Origin of the sequence: Shewanella sp. SG44-2, from assembly GCF_014164215.1 — a bacterium.
In the GTDB taxonomy this organism is placed as follows: domain Bacteria; phylum Pseudomonadota; class Gammaproteobacteria; order Enterobacterales; family Shewanellaceae; genus Shewanella; species Shewanella frigidimarina.
In genome coordinates this window covers 123,948-145,661 of sequence record NZ_JACJEU010000002.1, presented here as the reverse complement: position 1 = coordinate 145,661, position 21,714 = coordinate 123,948, and the positions used below count along the sequence as shown (strand labels likewise).

General features: G+C 42.0%; 18 protein-coding genes. 12 read left to right on the top strand and 6 right to left on the bottom strand.

Translation table 11 applies throughout. From position 1 onward, the window contains the following. Positions 1 to 28 precede the first annotated feature (28 nt). Positions 29 to 1,549: a flavocytochrome c gene (locus H5181_RS02155; protein WP_011639306.1), complete on the bottom strand. Its 1,521-nt coding sequence runs from the start codon at positions 1,547 to 1,549 to the stop codon at positions 29 to 31. A 331-nt stretch (positions 1,550 to 1,880) separates the two neighbouring features. Here H5181_RS02155 and H5181_RS02150 point away from each other — a divergent pair, with 331 nt between their 5' ends. The 5 genes from H5181_RS02150 (at position 1,881) to H5181_RS02130 (ending at position 6,537) form a co-directional block, all read left to right on the top strand. Next, positions 1,881 to 2,738, top strand: a complete 858-nt coding sequence (locus H5181_RS02150) for a hypothetical protein (RefSeq protein WP_182750088.1) — start codon at positions 1,881 to 1,883, stop codon at positions 2,736 to 2,738. Positions 2,739 to 2,918: 180 nt separating this feature from the next. After that, complete coding sequence (locus H5181_RS02145) at positions 2,919 to 3,728, top strand: hypothetical protein (RefSeq protein WP_182750087.1); 810 nt, start codon at positions 2,919 to 2,921, stop codon at positions 3,726 to 3,728. Positions 3,729 to 3,753: 25 nt separating this feature from the next. Next, a complete protein-coding gene (locus tag H5181_RS02140) occupies positions 3,754 to 4,512 on the top strand; it encodes a hypothetical protein (RefSeq protein WP_123778148.1) in 759 nt (252 codons plus the stop codon). Between the two features lie 43 nt (positions 4,513 to 4,555). Next, positions 4,556 to 5,233, top strand: a complete 678-nt coding sequence (locus H5181_RS02135) for a response regulator transcription factor (protein WP_182750086.1) — start codon at positions 4,556 to 4,558, stop codon at positions 5,231 to 5,233. Further along, on the top strand, positions 5,197 to 6,537 hold the full coding sequence (locus H5181_RS02130) for a HAMP domain-containing sensor histidine kinase (protein ID WP_182750085.1): 1,341 nt from the start codon (positions 5,197 to 5,199) through the stop codon (positions 6,535 to 6,537). Before H5181_RS02135 ends, H5181_RS02130 begins: the two co-directional genes overlap by 37 nt. Before the next feature lie 76 nt (positions 6,538 to 6,613). Here H5181_RS02130 and H5181_RS02125 read toward each other — a convergent pair whose 3' ends face one another. Further along, entirely contained in the window at positions 6,614 to 8,149 is a 1,536-nt protein-coding gene (locus H5181_RS02125) for a DUF3612 domain-containing protein (RefSeq protein WP_182750084.1), read from the bottom strand. Between the two features lie 153 nt (positions 8,150 to 8,302). Here H5181_RS02125 and H5181_RS02120 point away from each other — a divergent pair, with 153 nt between their 5' ends. Beyond that, the gene (locus H5181_RS02120; protein ID WP_049763561.1) at positions 8,303 to 8,815 is read left to right on the top strand and encodes a hypothetical protein; all 513 of its coding nucleotides are present in this window, start codon (positions 8,303 to 8,305) and stop codon (positions 8,813 to 8,815) included. Between the two features lie 148 nt (positions 8,816 to 8,963). Here H5181_RS02120 and ccoG read toward each other — a convergent pair whose 3' ends face one another. The 3 genes from ccoG to H5181_RS02105 form a co-directional block, all read right to left on the bottom strand. Next, on the bottom strand, positions 8,964 to 10,427 hold the full coding sequence (gene ccoG / locus H5181_RS02115; protein ID WP_182750083.1) for a cytochrome c oxidase accessory protein CcoG: 1,464 nt from the start codon (positions 10,425 to 10,427) through the stop codon (positions 8,964 to 8,966). Between the two features lie 173 nt (positions 10,428 to 10,600). Beyond that, complete coding sequence (locus tag H5181_RS02110; protein ID WP_011639315.1) at positions 10,601 to 12,043, bottom strand: sigma-54-dependent Fis family transcriptional regulator; 1,443 nt, start codon at positions 12,041 to 12,043, stop codon at positions 10,601 to 10,603. Between the two features lie 176 nt (positions 12,044 to 12,219). Next, positions 12,220 to 12,858 carry a paraquat-inducible protein A gene (locus H5181_RS02105; RefSeq protein WP_182750082.1) on the bottom strand — a complete coding sequence of 213 codons (639 nt, stop codon included), beginning with the start codon at positions 12,856 to 12,858 and terminating at the stop codon, positions 12,220 to 12,222. A 154-nt stretch (positions 12,859 to 13,012) separates the two neighbouring features. Here H5181_RS02105 and H5181_RS02100 point away from each other — a divergent pair, with 154 nt between their 5' ends. The 4 genes from H5181_RS02100 to H5181_RS02085 are packed head-to-tail and all read left to right on the top strand — an operon-like array spanning position 13,013 to position 17,289. Next, complete coding sequence (locus H5181_RS02100) at positions 13,013 to 13,684, top strand: methylamine utilization protein (RefSeq protein ID WP_011639317.1); 672 nt, start codon at positions 13,013 to 13,015, stop codon at positions 13,682 to 13,684. Position 13,685: 1 nt separating this feature from the next. Continuing rightward, a complete protein-coding gene (locus H5181_RS02095) occupies positions 13,686 to 16,016 on the top strand; it encodes a bifunctional diguanylate cyclase/phosphodiesterase (protein WP_123778153.1) in 2,331 nt (776 codons plus the stop codon). Further along, complete coding sequence (locus tag H5181_RS02090; protein ID WP_182750081.1) at positions 16,016 to 16,858, top strand: DUF3034 family protein; 843 nt, start codon at positions 16,016 to 16,018, stop codon at positions 16,856 to 16,858. The genes H5181_RS02095 and H5181_RS02090 overlap by 1 nt, the downstream gene beginning before the upstream one ends. Continuing rightward, a complete protein-coding gene (locus tag H5181_RS02085) occupies positions 16,858 to 17,289 on the top strand; it encodes a group 1 truncated hemoglobin (protein ID WP_182750080.1) in 432 nt (143 codons plus the stop codon). The genes H5181_RS02090 and H5181_RS02085 overlap by 1 nt, the downstream gene beginning before the upstream one ends. Positions 17,290 to 17,320: 31 nt before the next feature. Here the strand turns inward: H5181_RS02085 and H5181_RS02080 are convergent, their stop codons facing one another. After that, positions 17,321 to 18,514: an HD-GYP domain-containing protein gene (locus tag H5181_RS02080; RefSeq protein ID WP_011639321.1), complete on the bottom strand. Its 1,194-nt coding sequence runs from the start codon at positions 18,512 to 18,514 to the stop codon at positions 17,321 to 17,323. Positions 18,515 to 18,858: 344 nt separating this feature from the next. Between H5181_RS02080 and H5181_RS02075 the strand changes: the two genes are divergently transcribed. Together H5181_RS02075 and H5181_RS02070 are read left to right on the top strand one after the other, a co-directional pair. After that, the gene (locus H5181_RS02075; RefSeq protein ID WP_123882460.1) at positions 18,859 to 20,217 is read left to right on the top strand and encodes an isochorismate synthase MenF; all 1,359 of its coding nucleotides are present in this window, start codon (positions 18,859 to 18,861) and stop codon (positions 20,215 to 20,217) included. Between the two features lie 305 nt (positions 20,218 to 20,522). Continuing rightward, positions 20,523 to 21,203, top strand: coding sequence for a 7-cyano-7-deazaguanine/7-aminomethyl-7-deazaguanine transporter (locus H5181_RS02070; protein WP_123882457.1), 681 nt, complete (start codon positions 20,523 to 20,525; stop codon positions 21,201 to 21,203). Positions 21,204 to 21,714 lie beyond the last annotated feature (511 nt).

Below are 21,714 nucleotides of genomic sequence, written 5' to 3'. Positions count from 1 at the left end.
TAATGATTCCTCTTGTTCACTGGTCTGGTTAAACGTTCATGAGACTTCTAGCAGCTGTCATACCCATCACCATACATTCTGGGATAGAGCAACTACCTAAACGGCTAACGCCATGAATACCACCACACACTTCACCAGCGGCATAAAGACCAGTAATAGACTTACCTGTAAAGCTATCTGTTACTTCGGCTTTGGTATTAACTTTTACACCACCTTGGCAGTAATGCACTTTTGGCCACAAGCGAACGACAGTAAATGGCGCTTCGATCATTTTATTTTTAGCCAACGTCATATCTTTGCCAAACTGCTTATCTTCGCCAGATTTTACATAGCCATTATATTCAGCGATTTGTGCTTTTAACCCGGCTAAAGGCACACCAAAGTGTGTTGCCAACTCTTCAAGGCTTTCAAACTTCCAACCGACATTGTACTTAATCACTTTTTCGGTATTTGGATGTGCTTTAGAGTCTTTAAAGCTTGAAATCAACAGTGGTGGTACAGGATTACCTTTTTCATCACGGTTACTTAATTCAGCATCAGCACGTGTTTTACGATCGGCAATTTCATTCATAAAACGCTGACCAGTTGTACGGCTAACGGCAATTGAATGAGGTAAGTTGAAAATTGAATAGTTAGACACATAACCAAAGCCACCTTCATCAGGTGAAGCCCAAGGACCTGATTGAATGTGAGCCAAATGCACAGGGATAGCCCCTAAACGGAACATTTCGAACATGCCCTCGCCTGTTGCACCTGGTGCGTTGGTACAACCAACGTCTGCAGTTAAAGTAGGATCTTGAGCCATACGTAAATCAACATTTTGCGCAAAGCCACCGGTAGCCATAATCACACCACGTTTGGCGCGAATATTGAGGACTTTACCAGGCTGGTCTTCGCCAAAGTGATAGTTTTGACGCATTTTAACACCAACAACTTCGCCTTTATTACCGACGAGAAATCCTTCAAATTTTGAACGATTGTGGGTGTTTACACCAATACGTTTACACTCTTTGTACAATGGTTGGGTGATACCAGCACCACAACTTACTGAGGTTTGGTAAGTACGTGCAACCGAGTGACCGCCTAGTTGTTGTAAGTAAGGATGGTATTCAGAACCCGCATCTAAGGTCATTTGTAACGCTTCAACCGCGTGAGATGCGACATGGCGTAATAACCCTTCATCGGCAATGCCGCGACCAGACAATAATTGGTCATTAACCATTCTGTCTACTGAGTCTTCAACGCCTTCTTTCTTTTGCATCGGCGTGCCTGGTGCGGCAAAAAGCCCACCGTTAATAGCCGAGTTACCACCAAAATAGGACATTTTTTCAAATATATGGACATCTTTTGCACCATGTTTGGTGGCTTCGATTGCGGCAGCTAAACCCGCAAAACCAGAACCAATAATGACGATTTCAACTTCTTTGTCCCATTTAACACCATCCGCCTTTTCAGACACAGCCATTGCTGGTGCTACCATCGCTGCACCAGCAGCAATACCTAGACCTGCAATAAACTTACGGCGCCCTAATAGATCTATATTGCTCATAGGTTATCACCCCTTTTTATATTATTGACGCTTCATCATATCGATGGAATCAATTCCAAAACGGGAACTATTGTTAATGTTTGGTGAAAATAACAGCGAATATCAACTAATCAATTGTAGGTAGGACTTTCAAGGAAATTACTGCATAGGCTTGCTTTTGGAATTGAATCCAAATTGTGAACCGCCCCGCATAACAGCTGGTTTATTCTTTATTTAATCGATATGATTAACCCATTGAGGACGACCTCAGCCTGACATGCACCACTTTTCATCGACAGGTATTCACATCGGGGACGGCCCCATCTGCCATCTACACAGAAGAGCCGCTAATATGCTACTAAATCGCTATATCACTACAGTGTTTTCGCCATTATTCATACGCCGCTTTTACAAATATTTCAGTCGGAGTTTATTGGCCATTTTGATGCTACTGCCACTGACCACCAACGCGACACAAGTTGATACCTCATCGAATAGTCCTATAACGCCTCAAGTTCGAGTTGGACTTCACGGCATGCTATTGTTTGGCAGTGAATATGGTTTATTTGCCTCGCATTTACCGATGTTTCATACCCCACATAATGCTCAAGTCGTGTTACAGCTAACCTTTGATGATCCTCAAATCAACACTGCAGTAATCAACGGCTTAACGTTATCGGCTGCTAGTGGATATCCAATTTGGACCATAGTGCCGCAACAATTTGACCTATCGATGTTATCTCCTGATCACCCTAGCCATATTGAACATTTAAACGTGGATATTGTTAAAGGCCATTTTGAACGCGGCGGTGAAATTCAATGGAAAAACCAAGGGTTAACCGTAAATAAAATAATAATATTCAATGAATTAGATATCCAGTTCGAACCACAAAAAACCAACAACAATACTTACCTTAAGGTTAATAATACCCCTGACGATAAAGTGCAGTTTCTTGTTAAACGCCTGACGACTCGACCTGATGCCGATCACATTGTACGCCTCGATAATGTCGGCAATAGCTTACCCGCAGAAATTGTTATCCCTATTGATGCGGCAAGGTTATTTAATGATGAAGCCCAACTGCATGCAGCTTTGCCTGATACTGCACCTAAAAACACGACTTTATCATCCGCAAGCACAAAGCTAAAAACCACTAGTCCAATGACTACGGTTTCAAGAGTGTATATAGAGTTGGATGAACTGAAATGATCTGCAAAACGATTGTAGTATTTCAGCATCATCCCGCTGAAGGTATTGGCAGAATTGCACCATGGACTAACTCTACAAAATAAGTAAAAAAGTCACTTAATACTTAGCCCTATGTTTGGGCTAAGTATTGCTCGGCATTATATGACTACAGCATGTTTCACTACTGGATCAGGAGTCCACATGAAACCAATAGTCATAACACCAGTAACCAGCAATACCCCAAATAGCAGCAATGCACCGCAATACAGTTGGCTCAACAAAGTGCCCGAAATCACATTGATTTTTTGGGTCATAAAAATGATGTCAACTACCGTAGGTGAAACCGCAGCAGATTATCTTAGCTTCCATCTCCACGTAGGCATGATTAATACCAGCATCATCATGGGAGTATTTTTACTTTTCGCCTTATGGATACAGCTTAAACAAAGCCAATATCGCCCAGGTGCATATTGGAGTGTTGTGGTGCTTATCAGTATTTTTGGCACCTTAGTCACCGACATTCTCACAGACAAACTCGATGTGCCTCTACCGGTATCGACAGCGGTGTTTAGCGTATTATTAGCGGCAACATTTGCATACTGGTTCAGTAAAGAACGTACCTTATCTATCCACTCCATTGTCACTCTTAAACGTGAGCTATTTTATTGGTTGGCCATTCTATTTACCTTCGCACTTGGTACTGCTGTGGGCGATTGGGTGTCGGAAGATATGAATGTAGGTTATGGCATGTCAGCTATCGTATTTGGTGGGTTAATTACGCTGATAAGCCTAGCCTTTTATCGCTTCAAGGCGAACGCCGTATTGTGCTTTTGGCTGGCTTATATATTAACTCGTCCACTGGGTGCATCTATCGGCGACTTACTGTCACAACCCATTCGTAAAGGCGGCCTAGGGTTTGGTACCACCAGCACCAGCATTGTGTTTTTAGCGATTATTATTGCACTTGTGGCATACCTATCAGTTCGCGCCAAACAGCAAAAAAGCCAATAATCTATCAACAAAAGTGAGCATCGATATGGACACACTACAAAAGCAGGCGCTGACTAAAGTGCCACAAGTCACCTTAATATTTTGGTTGGTAAAAATACTGGCCACCACCTTAGGTGAAACGGCAGGAGATGCTTTATCGATGTCGCTTAACCTCGGCTATTTAGTTAGCTCTGTTATTTTTATCGGTTTATTCGCGATAGCGGTAGCAATACACATTCGCAGTAAACATTATTCTTCGAGTATTTATTGGGCCACCATTATCGCTACAACGACGGCTGGCACAACGATGGCTGACTTTGCCGACCGCTCTTTAGGCATTGGCTATACCGGCGGCACATTGCTACTAGTGAGCTTGTTGTGTATGTCATTTTCAATTTGGTACGTCAGTGCAGGTAGCCTGTCTAATCAATCGATAAACAATACCAAAACCGAATGTTTTTATTGGGTGACGATTTTACTGTCACAAACCTTAGGTACAGCGCTAGGCGACTGGACAGTAGACAGTGCAGGCCTTGGTTATGATGTCAGTGCGTTAATCTTTGGTAGCCTGTTATTAGTGTTATTAGCTGCCTATCTTTGGAGCTCAATATCTCGCACTCTGTTGTTTTGGCTAAGCTTTATTTTAACCAGACCTTTAGGTGCCGTGGTGGGTGATTTTTTAGATAAACCCATTAGCCATGGTGGATTAGAATTTAGTCGCTTTAGTGCGTCGGCCGCATTACTCTTTGGTATGGTGTTGTGTTTAATGCTATTTAAGCAGCAAGCCGCGACAACACATCATTAATAAAGACTTTTCATTTTGTGTCATTATGTCCGATTGAGGTGCTATGCGTATTTTATTAGTAGAAGACGATAAAATGATTGGCGATGCCATGCAAAGCGCCTTAAAAGATGTCGCCTATGCGGTTGATTGGGTATGCGATGGTGAAGCGGCCTTACACAGTTTACGTTGCCAGCAATACGATGTGGTGTTGCTCGACCTTGGCTTACCGAAACTGGATGGTTTGCAAGTAATGCAATATATTCGAGCTCAGCATCCCGCACTTGCGGTGATCATTATTACCGCCAGAGACAGCCTAGAAGACCGAGTCAAAGGGCTCGATTTAGGTGCCGATGATTATCTCGTTAAGCCCTTCGATATAACCGAACTACTAGCACGCATTCGTGCAGTAACAAGGCGCAATGCCAACCAACATACATCAGAGTTAACCAATAATATTGTTTGGCTAAATCCAGCCACACATGAAGCCAAAACCCTCACTCAAGATAATATTTTACTGTCTAACCGCGAGTTCGCCCTACTGCAAACATTGCTTATTCGACCCGGTTCGATTCATTCAAAAAGTGATTTAGAAGAACGAATTTATGGCTGGGGTGAAGAGGTAGAAAGTAATGCTGTAGAGTTTTTAATTCATTGTTTGCGTAAAAAATTGGGTACAGAAACCATTAAAAATGTCAGAGGTGTAGGATGGATGGTGTCAAAAAACGCCCCAGTAATTCGTTAAAAACACGCTTATCTTATTGGATTTCAGCAGCCATTTTGTCTGTTGCGATAATAGCAGCCAGCTTTACCTTTAGCAGTGCCTTTGAAGAAGCCCATGAGCTCCAAGATGATGTATTGCAACAAATGGCCGTGCTGTTTGACCATTACTCGCTTACGCTAAACGACGGAACACTCACCCCGTTAAGCCAAGATCCGTTGGAGTTTCAGGTTTCAGTGCAGTTATTGGGTAGTAACTCAGCAAGCAATGCCTTAGCCCAAAATACCCTAGCCTTGCCGAGCAATTTAACCGATGGATTTCATACGGTTAATTTAGCCACCCAATCTTGGCGAGTGTTTGTACGCACCTTGTCATCCACTCAACGTATCGCTATAGCCCAAGATACTGCTATTCGTGACGATATTGCGTTTGAAACCGCGCTGCACACTCTGATGCCATTGTTAGTATTAATTCCAATTTTACTGTTATTACTGGGGTATATTTTAGGCAAAATTCTTGGCCCGATTAGTATTTTAGCCCACGAAGTTGACCGTCAAACTGAGCACGACCTACAGCTAATTCCCACCACTCAATTACCGAGTGAAATAGTGCCCTTTGTTGAGGCAATTAATCGTTTACTCAGCAAAAATAGCCAGGTTATTGCTAGCCAAAAGCGCTTTATTGCCGATGCTGCTCATGAATTAAGATCGCCCATAACTGCACTGTCGTTACAGGCACAACGTCTTCAGCAGACAGAGTTAACGGACGATGCGCGCCAGAAGCTTAATGCACTACAAGCTGGAATAGGTCGCAGTATTCATCTACTAGAACAACTATTGTCGATGGCGCGTCAACAAGATAACAGCGTCCAACAACCTCAAAAAATATCGTTAAAAATGGTGTTCGTTGAGGTGATTGAAGATCTGTACCCACTTGCAGAAGCGAAAGAGATTGATTTGGGCTTTAGCCAAGATAACGACGCCGAACTCAATGCTAATCCAGTCCGTTTAAAAACCTTAATTCACAACCTTATCGACAATGCGATTCGCTACACCCCAAATGGCGGTAAAATTGATTTAAGCATTACTAAAACAGATCAATACATTGAGATGACCATCAAAGACACTGGTCCTGGTATCGCCACAGATGAAGCTCTAAAAGTGTTTGAACCCTTTTATCGAGTATTGGGCAGTAACGAATATGGCTCAGGGTTGGGATTAGCGATTGTGGCGAGTATTGTGCAGCAAATGGATGCAAAAATTAGCTTAGCGCCAACCGATGCCGTCAATAACTGCGGGCTTTGCATTACGGTGCGGTTTCCTCTTTAACAGGACTGAGGTGCCGTTTAATAATGCCTGTTTAGCCGCATCAACTTATGCAGATGCGGCATCAACAAAGGTCAACTTAGCCTTGATCTCCCTCGCATAAATTACGCCCTGCGGCATAACAGCTTGGTTGACGTGGGCACACAGCTCCACGCGAACAAATTAGTTGTGCATCTTTTTTAATCCCACGTTCAATCCAGTTAATATTAAGGATTTTCGCCACACTGATGAGATCTTTTTGGATATGTTTGGGGATAATGATTGAACCGCCGCCCGTTGAGCAAGCTTGTTTTAATTCATGTGCAATCGACTGCGCATCTTTGCCTTGCGCTTCAATCGCCGGGTTTAAATCAATACCCGCACATAACACATGCGGATTACCTGCCGAGTCATCAACCTTAATCGATTCACAGCAATAAATGCGCGGTTCATTACCGACATTTAAAATCGATATTTGCGCAGACGTGCCTGCGACTGGCTCATTGATCATTCTAAACACAGCCCAGTGCTGACAAGGATCTTCTACCAGGCGCATGTTACCCCAAGGCAAAGGAATGCCATTACCACGATAAACCGCTTTTAGCTTACCCGGTGCGTAGGCATCAAAATAATGCCAGTGCGGATAAGGCGACACTACCGTCATGCGGCGCATGGCAACAGACGCTGACACCTGCAGTTGTTTATGCACGCTAATCTCATAGCCATGTCGGTCAAGTAATTGCCGATATGGCACTTTAGGACACAACAACGCACCCGCAAAAAAGCTTGATTCAAAGTCACGCCATGCATGCAAAATATCTTGTGCATTCAAGGTGTTTGACTGAGGAACCAGCGCATCATCAAAGTCATCACGGCGACCAGACATCATCACACTTTTTAAGCCGTCTTTATTGTGCAACACGCAATGACCTATGTGCACGGCCAAATCGTATCTCAACCGACTGGGTCTATTTTTCAGAATATTACTGATATAAATGGTTCCCGGGGGCTCAAAAAATGAAGTAACCAACTGCTTAGAACTCAAGCCCATTTCGTTGATAACTTCTTTAGGCGCACGGTCGATCCATTTAATTTTTAAACCCATGCCTTTGGCAATATCGATGATATCTTCGGTGGCAAGCGGCATACGCTTTAAGCCAACTTCTTCGGCCGCACGCTCTAAATCAGGAAAATGGTTTTGATGATGCTCTTGGTGGGCGCGGATCAGTAAATGAGCAAATTGGCGGCCACTGGTGCCGGTTTGCGACAACATTTCAGGGATGGCAATTTGCAAAATGTCATTGGAGAACAAAAAACTCGGCTCTAGCGGCATACCACTTATGCCGCCTTTATTGCCTTTTTCAGGCGTAATCGCTTCATCTTCTGGCACATCATCAAGAAACCATTCCACTTCTTTTTGAAAAACCACCGCAATTACCGCCAACATATCAGCGCTTGGAACACGTTTTCCGCGCTCGATCATTGACAAGTATGACACTGACGGCGAGTTACCTGAGTCAACACGCACACAACGAGCAGACAAGTCTTCCATGGTTAAGTTATTGCGTTTACGCAAGTTTCTTATCTTTGTGCCCAAAAAATGGGTCTTTCGCATTAAGCTTTTTTCATTTCTCATTTTGTATAATTCACACTGTAAAATTTTTATTGTGAAATTGTTTGTAAAAATAGCATAGACTAAAAATCAAGCTGCGAACAAGGCTTAATGATAAACAATACTGAAAAAGGTTTTGTGACCTACAACAATACGAAGAGGAATAAGGCGATGAATATGTCTACTCAAGCAAGCGCAACAGCCACCCAAAACCTTAACCGCTTCATTGGTGAGCAATTTGTGGCAACGACGAATCAACAGGATCGCACCACAAACGCCAAAGACTTTTTGGATGCACAATTTCCATTAACTGAAGGCTCGCACCAAGATGTCAGCAGCTATGTAGTTTACTACACTCACTTATTGGCATTTTTAAAAGACGGCTCTCAGTGTGGTTTACAAAATCCATGTCAATTTGTGGCACTGACTGGTCACAAAAGTGAACCAACGTCTGTTGTATTAAAGAATAATGATACCCATGTTGAGATTTGTTTCGACCGCCAAGGACAAATGGGCACCACAGACCAGGCTAATATTGAAGACATTCAGGTTGCGATTCCAATCAAGAATTTGCCGACGCCATACAAGCAATGGATTAGCTTAATCCACACAGGCTGTCAGCCAACTGAAGGCAACTGTAAAGTGTTTACTGCTAAGGATGGTAGCGACTACGCGTTACATCAGCGTTAATGGCTTATCGCGATTACACTGCGAACGTTTAGCAAAAAAGGCTTGTCCCATTAATAATGCGACAAGCCTTTTTGTTACTTAACCATTTTGCTGCGTAGCATCCAATAATGCCGACACGCGTTTATGCCGCCATACTGAGATACTGAGATTATGGCCAAAAGAAGCGTGATGTTTGCGAGATCTCATTAGCAGGTTCCGTTGGCGTTGGATTTTCCAAACTTTGAATTTGGGTCACCTTAAATTGCACTGTTTGTTGGGTGCTATCACTCGTGCGGTTACTCAGGCGGCCACTGAGGGTCAACGGATAATCCAGTTGTTCTGCAGGTTTTATCGCAATCAAGCTGTCGGTGACTATTTGCAATGTTTGCTTTTGGGGATCGTCATTGCTGATACTGATTTGATAAAAAGCCATTTGCTGAGTTTTATTGCGAATTTTAAGTTGATAACTGTTTTCAACCTGATCGATGCCCACTTGACGATACAAGGTTTGGCGGTCGCGGATCACATTGAGCTGTATATGACTTAAGTGGCTTAAATCGCTAATAATCAGCACAATCATGATCAGTAATGCACTGGCGTAACCAAGCGATTTTAGCGACAACAGGCTGGCTTTTGGTTGTCCTTTTAAGGCATTTTCGCTGGTAAAGCTGATTAAATTGGGTGCATAGCCAAATTTTTCCATGGTTTGATTACATGCATCAACACAGGCACCGCAGTTAATACATTCGTATTGCAAACCGTTACGAATATCAATCCCAGTGGGGCAAACGTCAACACACAAATTACAGTCTACACAGTCACCTAACTCCGTTTTTTGTGAGCGCTTACGTGGCCCACGAGATTCTCCTCGCTCAGCATCATAGCTCACTGTTTTAGTATTGGCGTCAAACATCACCGCTTGAAAACGCGAGTAAGGACAACAATGCAAACACATCATTTCACGCATCCAGCCGGCATTTAAATAAGTGCATATGGCAAAAAACCACACCCAGGTGCCAGTCCAAAAACCACTACTCATGCTAAAAATATCAACATATAACTCGCGTGCAGGCATAAAATAACCAATAAACCCGCAGCCGGTTAGCAAGGCAAACACTATCCACACCGCATGCTTCGTCACTCGTTTACGCACTTTACTCAGTGACCATGGCGCTTTGTCTAATGCCGCTCGATGATGATGATTGCCCTCTACCTTGGCTTCAACCCACATATATATAAAGGTCCATGCGGTTTGCGGACACAAAAAGCCACACCAAACTCGGCCCCAATAAACGGTGACAAAAAATAATGCAAAAGCCGCGGCCATAAAAAACCACGCTAATACGGTAAAGTCTTGTGGCCACAAAGTGATATTGAAGAAAAAGAATTGCTGTTCGGTTACATCAAACAGAATGGCTTGTCGGCCTTGATAATTGATAAATGGGATCAGGAAAAAAATCGCAATCAGTAAAGTATTACTGTGCTGACGCAGCCGTTGAAATACGCCTTTCTGTTCACGAACATGAATTTTTGTCGACGGCGTAGCAATTTGCACCACTGGAATCCGTTGTGAAACGGCAGCTTTATCAACTGACGATGTCGCTGATGGAGTTTGAGATGATGACTTAGGCATGAATGTATTCCTATAACACAATATTGCCCTGCTGTAGCAAAGACTAAGCCAACTCAAATATAAATATAATCTACTGATTTTAAACAATTAAAACCAGTAGATTATAAAACAAAGTCACGACATATCGATTTTTACGCGATATATCGTGACTTAATAAAATACATGATAAAAAATTAGCGACTAATAGCTAACTTTTTCATCCTAGATCGTAAGGTACTCGCAGGCATATCTAACATCGCAGCAGCACCAGACGGACCAGAAATACGCCAGTGGCTAGCATTTAATATCGCAATAATATGCGCAGCTTCGGCTTGTGCCATGGTTAACGTGCTGGTAGCTAACGGAGTTGTAACCGCTACAGGTAAAGTATTAAACAGCAAATGACCGCTTTGCGATAAAATCATTTCTCGCTCAATCAGGTTTTGTAGCTCACGTACGTTACCGGGCCAGGAGTATTGCTGTAAGTTCTTCAACCCTTTAGCACTCACTTTAGTGATTTTTTTACCAAGCTTTTTACTCAGCGATGCGACTAAATCACTGACTAATTGCGGAATATCTTCGCGGCGCTCTCGTAACGGCGGCACCGTTATTGGAAACACATTCAAGCGATAATATAAGTCCATGCGAAACAAGCCTTGCTCTACTCGCGCGGCTAAATCGTGATGGGTGGCAGCCACTAAGCGAATATTGACCTTAATGGTTTCACTACTGCCAACGCGCTCGAAGCTTTGCTCTTGAATTACCCGTAACAATTTAGATTGTGCCGATAAACTCAGTTCAGCAATTTCATCTAAAAATAAGGTGCCATTATTGGCTAATTCAAACCGGCCTTTGCGACGTGCTGTAGCACCAGTAAATGCGCCTTTTTCATGACCAAACAGCTCACTTTCTAACAATGCGGTCGAAAATGCGGCGCAGTTAACACTCACCATCGGCTGGTCTTTACGATGACTTAGCCTGTGTAAGTTACGCGCAACTAACTCTTTGCCGGTGCCGTTTTCACCGCAAATTAACACCGTACTGTCGGTATTAGCGACCAAATGGATCTGCTGAATGAGTTGATTGATAGGTTGGCTGTTACCCGATATTCCCGACGCGCCTTGTTGGCCTTGTAGCTCAGTGAGTAAGTATTGATTTTCTGATGCTAACCGTTCTGACAAGGCCTGCACTTGTGCTAATGCTTGTCTTAACGATTGCTCGGTATGTTTTTGCATACTTACATCACGAAATATCGCGATAACACCGACAAGTTGTTGCTGATCATATACAGGGGTTGAGCTGTAATACACCGGAAAGCTGCTGCCATCTTTACGCCAAAATACATCTTCGTTCACTTGCCGAGGAATAGCATCATGTAAGGTGCGATAAATGGGACAGTCATGTTGAGGATAATGGCTACCATCGGCATGACTATGATGATGGCAGTCGTGAATATTTCTGCCAATTAATTCAGCACTTTTCCAGCCAGTCATTTGTTCTGCTGCGGGGTTAATGAACACCGCATTACCCGCTAAATCAAAACCATACACGCCTTCTGTCATGGCATTAAGCAACAAAGTATTTTCAGGCAGAAAATGATCGGTGCCAATATATTTAGTGGTTGTAGAGTCAGTCATGGTCAATCTTAACGTTACTAGTGCATAGACTCATTATAACCATTGCAAAATATAAGTCGCGAAATATCGTGACTTCGATGGCTCATCAAAATAATAAGCTGATTTAGGCCCTTTTTACATTAACGTTGAATCTCAATGTTGTCAGCTCACAAGTCTAGCGGCCTCGGCTGTCTATATTAGCGAGAGGCATTCTGCGACTTTTGCGTTTGTGTCATATCGATCATCATCTGGCTGGCGATTGAAAAAATACAGTAGCCTAAAAAATAATAGAAACCGATTTCAAACTGGGATTGAGTCTTAAGCATGTCGCCCATTCCAGCTGACGCATTACCTGCCATGTAGGTCACAATAATTGCGACCACAAAAACATCGGCCATAGACCATTTACCGATAACACTGATCATTTTGCTCAATCTTTGCTTAATTAAGGGCGTCACTGGCAGCAGTAATATGAGCATGGTGATTAACTTAACAGCAGGGATCACAATACTGAATAACCCGATCAACATGGCCACGACAAAATGATGTGACTGATATAGTGCTGCAATGGTGTCGATGATACTGCGGCTATTACGAAAAACCTCTACTTCACCGTCTAGCGTATCCAGACCTAACATACTGGCGGCAATATCCAATATTCCACGGGTATTAGCACGAGAGTCTTCCGTTAAATCTTGGATTAACATATCCTTACCTGTATCCACTAACTGCGACTTTTCAATGGTACCCGTTATCGTTAACATTGGTTTTGTCACCCCGGGAATAAGCAGGATTAACGATATCAGTACTAAACTGATAGATAAATACACTTTCATGAACACCTCGTTTGCTGATGTATACCGAAACAAATAGTCGCATTACGTTGTGATGATGCTGTATTTTGATCCTTGTAGGTTATGATGCCATATTACGTAGATAATTAACCACAACGCGGCACTCTTGCTACACTCTTAATAATGAGGCCAATACATGCCAATAAATCCATTTACGACATGCTTGCTGTGTTTAACGTATTTTTTTTCAGCGGCAGTTACAGCGGCGACGTTAACGGTTGATGTTACCGATGCGCAAGGCGTGATGCTCAGCGATAGCGTGGTAGAGTTAATTTCTACGTCACCATCTAATACAACGCCATCGACCTTGGCACATTACCAAATGCGCCAACAAAATCGAGTTTTCTCACCTTTTGTATTGGCTGTACCACAAGGTGCCAACGTTGATTTTCCTAATTTAGATCGTACTCGGCACCATGTTTATTCTTTTTCTGAAGCCAAACAATTTGAGTTAAAATTGTATGTAGGCACAACTGAAGACCCGATTACTTTTGATAAACCAGGTTTAGTTGCCATAGGCTGCAATATTCATGATTACATGCAGGCCTTTATTTATGTGGCCAGCAGTCCTTACTTTTCGGTGAGTGATGCACAAGGTAAAATCCAATTAACAGATTTACCTGCAGGCGAATACCAAGTCAACATTTGGCATCCTTGGCAGATCACTGCAACACCATCATCTTTGGTCATAGTAAGCAATGACCATAATCAACTAACGCTGAGTATTGATGTTGAACACCAAGAAAAACCATCGGCACCACCTAGCGGCTTTGGTAGTTACCTTCAAGCAAGCGATACCACGGGATAACATGCCAACTAGTTTTCGCAACCGACTGATAATAGCTTTTCTATTAATATTAACCTTAATGCAGTTAACTACTGCGTTGTTTGTATTAAGCGCAACTCAGCGAGATTTTCGCCAACAACAAACTCAAAATCTTAATATTGGCTCCAATATTTTTGTCGAAATGTTGTCGAATCGAAGCGATCAGCTTAATCAAAGTTTGTCGTTACTCAGTGCTGACTTTGGTTTTAAACGCGCTGTGGCCACTGGCGAGCAAGATACAATATCGTCAGTGTTAGCCAACCATGGCAGGCGCATTAATGCTGACGCTGCTATTTTATTATCTCCGCAGGGGAAATTACTTTCTTCAAGCTTACAAGGTCTCACTGCAGCCAATATTGATGAGTTATTTGCATTAACCAAAAACCGCTCAACCACGTTTGAAATTTTTAATTATGACCACAGTAGTTACCAATTTGTGTTGCAACCCGTCAAGGCGCCAACATTAATAGCTTGGGTCGGCATGGGCTTCACTATGGACAAGAATGTTGCAGACCAAGCCAAAACCATTACCGGAATTGATATCAGTTTTATCAACCAGTCCGCTGGCAGAATAGAAATTGTCTCGACCCTAGCCCAAGCTCAACAACAAGATGTGTTAGCGCGTATTAACCTACTCGCAAAAACAGTGGATAAGGTCAGTGATGACATACCATCAAACTACTTATCTACCACCATTGCGTTAGATAAAAATAGTGGTCATCAGTGGGCGGTACTGCATCAATCAAATGTTAAGTGGCAGCAAAATTACGATGCCCTGCGCAATAACATGTTAATTATATTCGCGATAACGTGTTTACTGGCATTTATGATTGCCGCTTGGTTTTCTGGCGGCTTAACGAAACCCATTTATGCATTAGTTAATTTTGCACGCAAAGTCGGCCAAGGTGAAAACCCTCCGCCAATTAAAGGCGCACCTGCTGAGTTACAAGTATTAGCCAACACCTTATCGATAATGCGTGAAAATATTGAATCGCGCGAAAACGATTTAGTTTATCAATCACAACACGATAACCTCACGGGTTTATATAATCGCTTGGCTGCTAAACAACAACTCAGCCTGCTGCTCAGTAAAATGCATGGCAGCTTAGTAATGATAGATATTAAAAACTTTCGCCATTTAAATAACATCATTGGATTTGCCAATGCCGACGATTTATTGGTGTTGTTTGCCAGCCGTTTAGAAAGCTTATCCCCAACGGCCCAATTAATATCGCGCTTGGATGGCGACTCGTTCTTGTTGCTATTTCAACCGAGTATTCCGCTTGAAAAGCTTGATAACTATCTACGACAATTAACTAACCCATTTTCTATTCAGGGTTCAAAAATAAGTGTCAATGTGCGGGTAGGGATTGTTGATTTATCCAGTGACTATGACTGTAATGATATTGATACTTTAATTCGCCATGCTGAAATTGCATTAAATCAAGCCCGAGTGGAATCATTAGGCATTGCCACTTATCAACAAGGCGAAGATGAACGCTATTTACGTGAGTTAATGATTATCCGTGATTTACCGATTGCCTTAGCACAAGGGCAATTACATTTGGTGTTTCAACCTAAAGTGAATATTCAGAGCAATCATTGCCATGGTGCAGAAACGCTAATCCGCTGGCAACACCCGGAATTGGGATTTATCCCGCCAGATGAATTTATTCGCTTAGCTGAAAACTCAGGTAATATCTCGATGATCAGTGACTGGGTGTTAAATACCACCATAAAGCAGCTAGCCCAATGGCAGCTGCAAGGTATTTCGCTGACGGTGGCGATTAATTTATCTGCCCATGATCTCACTAATCCTCAGCTGCCATTAGACATTGAACAGTTGCTGATTAGCAATCATTTACCGATTAATGCTTTGTCGATAGAGGTAACCGAAGGTGCTGTGATGAAAGATGCACAAACGGTGATTGCTGTTTTACAGCAGTTTAGAAATATCGGCTTGGCCATTGCCATCGACGACTTTGGCACTGGGCACTCTTCATTAGCTTACTTAAAGTTACTGCCCGTTAATGAAGTGAAGATTGATCGCAGTTTTATCAAAGATATTCATACCGATGCAACTGATTTAATGATTGTGGATAGCAGCATTCGATTAATTAAAGGGCTCAATTTATCCGTCGTGGCTGAAGGCGTTGAATCCGTAGAAGGGATCAATATTCTACGTGGACTCAATTGCGACATAATTCAAGGTTATGTGTATTCTAAGCCGCTAAAAGCAGATGATTTTATTGTGTGGTTCCAACAATTTAATCAGTCTAATATTCAGACTCTCAGTAAGGATACGCCACACTAATGTATCAACCAATGTGCATTATATTAGCGGTGCTATTAAGCCTAATCAGCGTGTGTGCTCAAGCTGAAACAAGTAAAGTAATTGCTACTGGTGGCGCCACAACTATTGAGGGCAGTGCTGGCGGGGGAATAGTGCCGTGGGCAGTAATTAATGGTTATGCAAGCTCAGACCAATGGTCTTTCACTGCAATGAATACTGCCGTCTATGTTGACGATTTCACCTTACATTCTATTGGTGCGTCCTTAAGCATTGATAATCGCTTTGAACTCAGTATTGCTAAGCAAACATTTGATCTAGACACTCTAGGCGGCAAACTGGGCCAAGATATTGTTGGCGTAAAATACAAACTAGTCGGTGAAGTGTTATATACCGCCATGCCACAAATTAGCTTAGGGCTACAATATAAACGGGTGGACGATTTTGCGTTACCACAAGCCGTTGGGGCAAGGAATGACTGGGGAGTTGATATCTATTTAGCTGCCAGCAAAGTCTATTTTGATGCTATTGTGGGCCGCAACCTGGTGACCAACTTAACCCTTAGAGCCACCAAGGCTAATCAAATCGGTTTGCTTGGTTTTGGCACTGCTACAAACAACAATTACCAACTGCAAGCTGAAGCCTCTATTGCTGTGTTATTAACCGATAATATTGCACTGGGCTATGAATACAAACAAAAGCCTGATCAACTTGGTTTTGCAGAAGAAAATGATTGGCAGGATATTTTTATGGCTTGGTTTGTCAATAAACACCTTTCTGTTGTGGGCGCTTATGTTGATTTAGGCAGCATTGCAGGATTTGAGCAACAACAGGGGTGGTATTTATCTGTAGAGGGAACGCTGTAATGGTTAAGATTGTTAAACATCATGTAGTCGTTTTTGGCGCGTTGTTATTACTGTCTGTTGCCTGTGCAAGCCAACCACCCCCCCTATATCAGCAACTTGGAGGGGATAAAGGCGTCAGTATGATTACCGATGACTTTCTAGTTAATTTGTCCCAAGATAAACGCATTTTGCATCATTTTGAACAAACTGATATTCAAATTTTTCGCCAACGGCTTATTGAGCATTTATGTGTCGTTAGTGGCGGTGAATGTGTGTACCAAGGTGCATCAATGTACAATGCACATATTGGATTACACATTAGCCAAGCGGACTTTGATGCCGTTGTGGGTCATTTAATAGAAGCACTTAAACAACAACATATTCCGCTAGCAACCCGCAATGCATTACTGGCTGAATTAGCACCACTGTACCAAGATATTATCGAACATTAGTCGTTGTGAAACCGTTTATGATGATATCCGGTTAGTAAAACTGGCTTGGATCTACATCGAGCGATCCAGGTGATACACCGCGTTCAATATGTAATTCCGATTTAAGTAAGTCAACCATAGTCACTTCAGTGTAACGTTTATACTTTATCGAATAAAAACACTTCACGACAGGATGCAACGCATCACGCCCTTTAGAGTCCCATACTATACCCACTCGTTCATCCGATAATTGCACCAATGAACCAACTGGATAGATGCCTACACAGCGAATGAACTCGTATACGAGCTTCTGATCAAGATGAAATGGGGTCAAGCTCATCAAAATTTTAAAAGCTGCTGCCGGGCTCATGGCTTCTTTGTAACAACGCGAAGCAGTTAATGCATCAAAAATATCAACAATACAGCTCATACGCCCATGTTGAGGAATTTGTTCATCTTTTAAACCATTAGGGTAACCACGGCCATCGAGTTTTTCATGATGCATTAAGCACACATCTTTACTCACTTGCGATAAGCCTTTTGTTTCATTCATGATTTCAATTGCATACACTTGATGCAATTTCATGTGTTCAAACTCTTCTGGGGTTAACTTACCTGGTTTGTGCAATATTTCGTTATCGACTTGAATTTTGCCAATATCATGTAAAATTCCACCCACCGCCATCTGCTTTAGCAGTTCGCGATCAAGCTTAAGATGTTTGCCAAAGGTCACCAATAAAAAGGCAACATTAATAGAATGCTCGAGTAAATACGCATCTTTGGTACGCAGTGCTGAAATACACTTAAATGCATCCGCATCGTCCATAACAGACTCAATCATTTTGTCGGCAACATCTTCAAATTGATTGACTTCGATGGCTTTACCACTGAAGGTTTCAGACATCACTTTTTGAATTAAGCCTTTTGCTTCAGCAAGTAGCTTTTTAGCCTGCGCTTGCTGACTATCTCGAGTGACTGTCGCTTTACGTACCAATAAACTGCTAACAGAGCTCGATTTACCCGCTTTTTTTAACCCGCAAGTATCTGAAGAACGATCAATATCAACCCACACAAGCAAAATGTTGTTTTTTTTCAACTTTAAAATTGCATCACGATGTTTGATTTGTCCGGGATTACGAATAGCCACCTTACTTTGCTGATGATCTATTGCCGTCACAAACATGCCTAAAGCAAGTTTATCGGTGGGGATTTTAATGACATTGCTTGATTCAACAGAATCATTCATTGTAACAATTACTCCGAAAGAGAAATTTAAGAACGGGATCTTGCTCACATAATATAAGCTATATTTTGAACTACTTTATTCCGTTCGCCTACTCTTTTTAGGAGAATATTACCGTATGGTCACATTACAGTTCACAACTATTCCTGTAGAAAACCTCAATGATAAACAATCAAACTGTTGTTGATGATATGGAGCAGCTTATTGGATCATTATTTCCGTATACTGATACCAGTAAAGAATAAGCTATATTAGCAATTCAGATCACACGCTTTCATCTTGCCAATTGACACTATTTAATAGGTTTATTAACGTTAACTCTTATGTTGTTATGGTAGAGGTATAGATTGGCTGGTCACTTTTTTTCACCACAATTTAGCGAGTTAATCACTAAGCTCGAACAACTTCGCAATGTGCCGATCGGTGACCCTATTGTGCAGCTATCTGTTGAGGCTCCTGCGCTGCCATTAATATCTTGGTTAAGCGCTCAAACCTTATACCCAAAAATCTATTGGCACGGCCGCGATAGAAACGAAGATGTCGCCGCCATCGGCTCGTGCAAGACGTTTTATTTTGCCGACCAAGTTGACGACAATGCCCTAGCACAAATTTATCAACAGCAACGCAATAAAACCAATCATCAAGATATTCGTTATTATGGCGGTTTAGCGTTTGATCGCACCGTAGAGTGTTGGCCTGAATTTGGCCGTGCACACTTTATATTACCCAGAATTGAATTACGCCGTAGCGGTAATCACGTTAGAGTATTGGTGAATTTAAATTTTGAAAATGGTGAGCCTGAAGACGAAATACAATCCGCTCTTAATGCTATCGCAATGGTGCAAAAGCCGCGTCCCTTGTCGCCGCCGAATAAACTCAACTTAATGGGCCGGAGTGATTTACCTAATTTTGCACGCTGGAAAGAATTAGTAGAACAAGTCACTCAAGCAAATTTTATCAAATCAACACCTAAAGTCGTATTGTCACGCCACAGCCAAATAGATGTAGATGACAATATTGACCCTTGGACAGTGTTAGCATGTTGGCAAGGTCGTAATCCGAATAGTTTTCAATTTGGATTCCAATTTAGCCCTGAACGCGCATTTATTTCTTGCTCACCAGAACGGTTATATTTACGCCGCCAACAGGAACTGTTTACCGAAGCATTAGCGGGAACAACTGTCCGAGGGCTTAATCCAGAAGAAGATAATGTACTAGCGCAGGCATTATTAGATGACATTAAAAATAGCCATGAAAATCAGTTGGTCAGAAAACATATTGTCGATGTGCTCACACCGTTAAGCCAATATGTAGGTGCTGATGAGCAACCTAAAATATTTAAGCTTAATCATATTCAACATTTGCACCGCGCTATTCGAGCGCAGTTAAAGCCAGGTGTTAGTGATTTTGAATTATTACGTGCACTGCACCCAACTCCCGCCGTAGGTGGGTTACCACGCGATGCTGCACTGAACTTTATTCGCCAACGAGAAGGTTATGCTAGAGGTTGGTATGCTGGAGCTTGTGGTTATTTAAATCATCATGAATCAGAATTCTCTGTCGCAATTAGAAGTGCACTGATAGAACCTAGAAGAATCAATTTATTTGCTGGCGCAGGCATTGTTGCGGGCTCAGATCCTGAGGCTGAATGGCAAGAACTGGAAAATAAGTTAGCTACAGTATTGTCTATTTTGATCGACTTTTAATCTTCCGCTACTGACCATCACCAATAATGTTAACCTCAGCAGAATCTTTCGCTTGTGCAAAACACATGCTATTATCCCGCCCCCGTGTTTGCCAATACCTTGGTATTGCCTTGAAATAGGCCTGCTAACAGGTGTGTTTAAAGCAAGCACTGCCAATAAACTAAAATAATAATATTCTCTATAACAGACATTAGCTTATCTGTTTAACTGTGGCTAAATAGCCTCGTTAACACCAGTAAATACTGTTAACCAAACTAATAGCGGGTTCCCTCACCCCGCGCTAACCCAATTAAAAAGGCCACAATATGTTGACGTTAACCCAGGCGAAGTATCGCCGAGCACTGATGCTATTAGTCAGTTTTCATATCTTAATTATTTGCGCAAGCAACTACCTTGTCCAACTGCCATTTCAGCTGTTTAGCTACCACACCACTTGGGGTGCTTTTAGCTTTCCATTTGTTTACTTAGCTACCGATTTAACGGTGAGAGTGTTTGGTCAGCAAGCCGCTAGAGGCATTATCCTCAAAGCCATGATACCTGCACTTGTAGTGTCGTATTTAGTCGGCGTATTGTTTCATCAAGGTCAATTACAAACGTTTAGCGCCTTAGCTGAGTGGAATAGTTTTGTATTTCGCATCGCCTTTGCCAGCTTTGTGGCTTACTTAATTGGTCAGCTCATGGATATCACTGTATTTGCAAAATTACGTCAGGCCAAAGCTTGGTGGGTTGCACCTGCTGCATCAACATTAATTGGTAACTTAGTTGATACTTTAGTGTTTTTCAGTGTAGCGTTTTATGCCTCAAACGATGCGTTTATGGCAACACACTGGCCAGAAATAGCCACGGTGGACTACGCTTTTAAGCTGATAGTGAGCCTAGGTTTGTTTTTACCCGCATATGGTGTGTTACTCAAAATCCTGCAAGACAAAATTTTACTTAATGGCGGCAGCGATAGTGACAACGTTATTATCCAAGCATCCAAATAAGCATCATCATTATTAATTGCGTAAACGTTTGATTTAGAAGAGTTAGTGCAAGTAATTGGTTAATGTAAATAATTGGTGATGTAAAAGTGGTTAATCAATAAAAGCGTACCGTCGGCTTCATCAGTCATGCCGACGGTACGCTCTATTCATTCAGCGTTTTCGACCGTTGTGATGCCCAACCTGAATGCATGAGATTTCCATTTTAGGACTCATATAAATTGAAGCTGTAAATTAAAACGGGTTTAAACAAAACTTCGCTCTATATATCCCCGCGCTAGCTTTAGTAAGGCTAATAGCTGTAGTAAACCAGCACAAACCCATTCCTCTCTATGCTAAACAACACCTAAATCTAAATGAAATAGCTTTATTCAATAAACTCATCTAAATAGAATGATAAAAAATCAATCGACTAAGAATATTTACTATATTAATCAATGGCTAATGTAATATTTTTAATAAGTTGAATATAAAAATGAAATTTATGATGATAAACACTTGCAAATACAAATGA

What these genes read in the sequence shown, in the direction of transcription:
- H5181_RS02120 (WP_049763561.1), top strand. Translation starts at nt 8,303, where the DNA reads ATGTCTACTCAAGCAAGCGCAACAGCCACCCAAAACCTTAACCGCTTC.
- H5181_RS02125 (WP_182750084.1), bottom strand. Translation starts at nt 8,149, where the DNA reads ATGAGAAATGAAAAAAGCTTAATGCGAAAGACCCATTTTTTGGGCACA.
- H5181_RS02145 (WP_182750087.1), top strand. Translation starts at nt 2,919, where the DNA reads ATGAAACCAATAGTCATAACACCAGTAACCAGCAATACCCCAAATAGC.
- H5181_RS02080 (WP_011639321.1), bottom strand. Translation starts at nt 18,514, where the DNA reads ATGAATGATTCTGTTGAATCAAGCAATGTCATTAAAATCCCCACCGAT.
- H5181_RS02085 (WP_182750080.1), top strand. Translation starts at nt 16,858, where the DNA reads ATGGTTAAGATTGTTAAACATCATGTAGTCGTTTTTGGCGCGTTGTTA.
- H5181_RS02140 (WP_123778148.1), top strand. Translation starts at nt 3,754, where the DNA reads ATGGACACACTACAAAAGCAGGCGCTGACTAAAGTGCCACAAGTCACC.
- H5181_RS02070 (WP_123882457.1), top strand. Translation starts at nt 20,523, where the DNA reads ATGTTGACGTTAACCCAGGCGAAGTATCGCCGAGCACTGATGCTATTA.
- H5181_RS02095 (WP_123778153.1), top strand. Translation starts at nt 13,686, where the DNA reads ATGCCAACTAGTTTTCGCAACCGACTGATAATAGCTTTTCTATTAATA.
- H5181_RS02090 (WP_182750081.1), top strand. Translation starts at nt 16,016, where the DNA reads ATGTATCAACCAATGTGCATTATATTAGCGGTGCTATTAAGCCTAATC.
- H5181_RS02135 (WP_182750086.1), top strand. Translation starts at nt 4,556, where the DNA reads ATGCGTATTTTATTAGTAGAAGACGATAAAATGATTGGCGATGCCATG.
- H5181_RS02100 (WP_011639317.1), top strand. Translation starts at nt 13,013, where the DNA reads ATGCCAATAAATCCATTTACGACATGCTTGCTGTGTTTAACGTATTTT.
- H5181_RS02105 (WP_182750082.1), bottom strand. Translation starts at nt 12,858, where the DNA reads ATGAAAGTGTATTTATCTATCAGTTTAGTACTGATATCGTTAATCCTG.
- H5181_RS02110 (WP_011639315.1), bottom strand. Translation starts at nt 12,043, where the DNA reads ATGACTGACTCTACAACCACTAAATATATTGGCACCGATCATTTTCTG.
- ccoG (WP_182750083.1), bottom strand. Translation starts at nt 10,427, where the DNA reads ATGCCTAAGTCATCATCTCAAACTCCATCAGCGACATCGTCAGTTGAT.
- H5181_RS02150 (WP_182750088.1), top strand. Translation starts at nt 1,881, where the DNA reads ATGCTACTAAATCGCTATATCACTACAGTGTTTTCGCCATTATTCATA.
- H5181_RS02155 (WP_011639306.1), bottom strand. Translation starts at nt 1,549, where the DNA reads ATGAGCAATATAGATCTATTAGGGCGCCGTAAGTTTATTGCAGGTCTA.
- H5181_RS02130 (WP_182750085.1), top strand. Translation starts at nt 5,197, where the DNA reads ATGGATGGTGTCAAAAAACGCCCCAGTAATTCGTTAAAAACACGCTTA.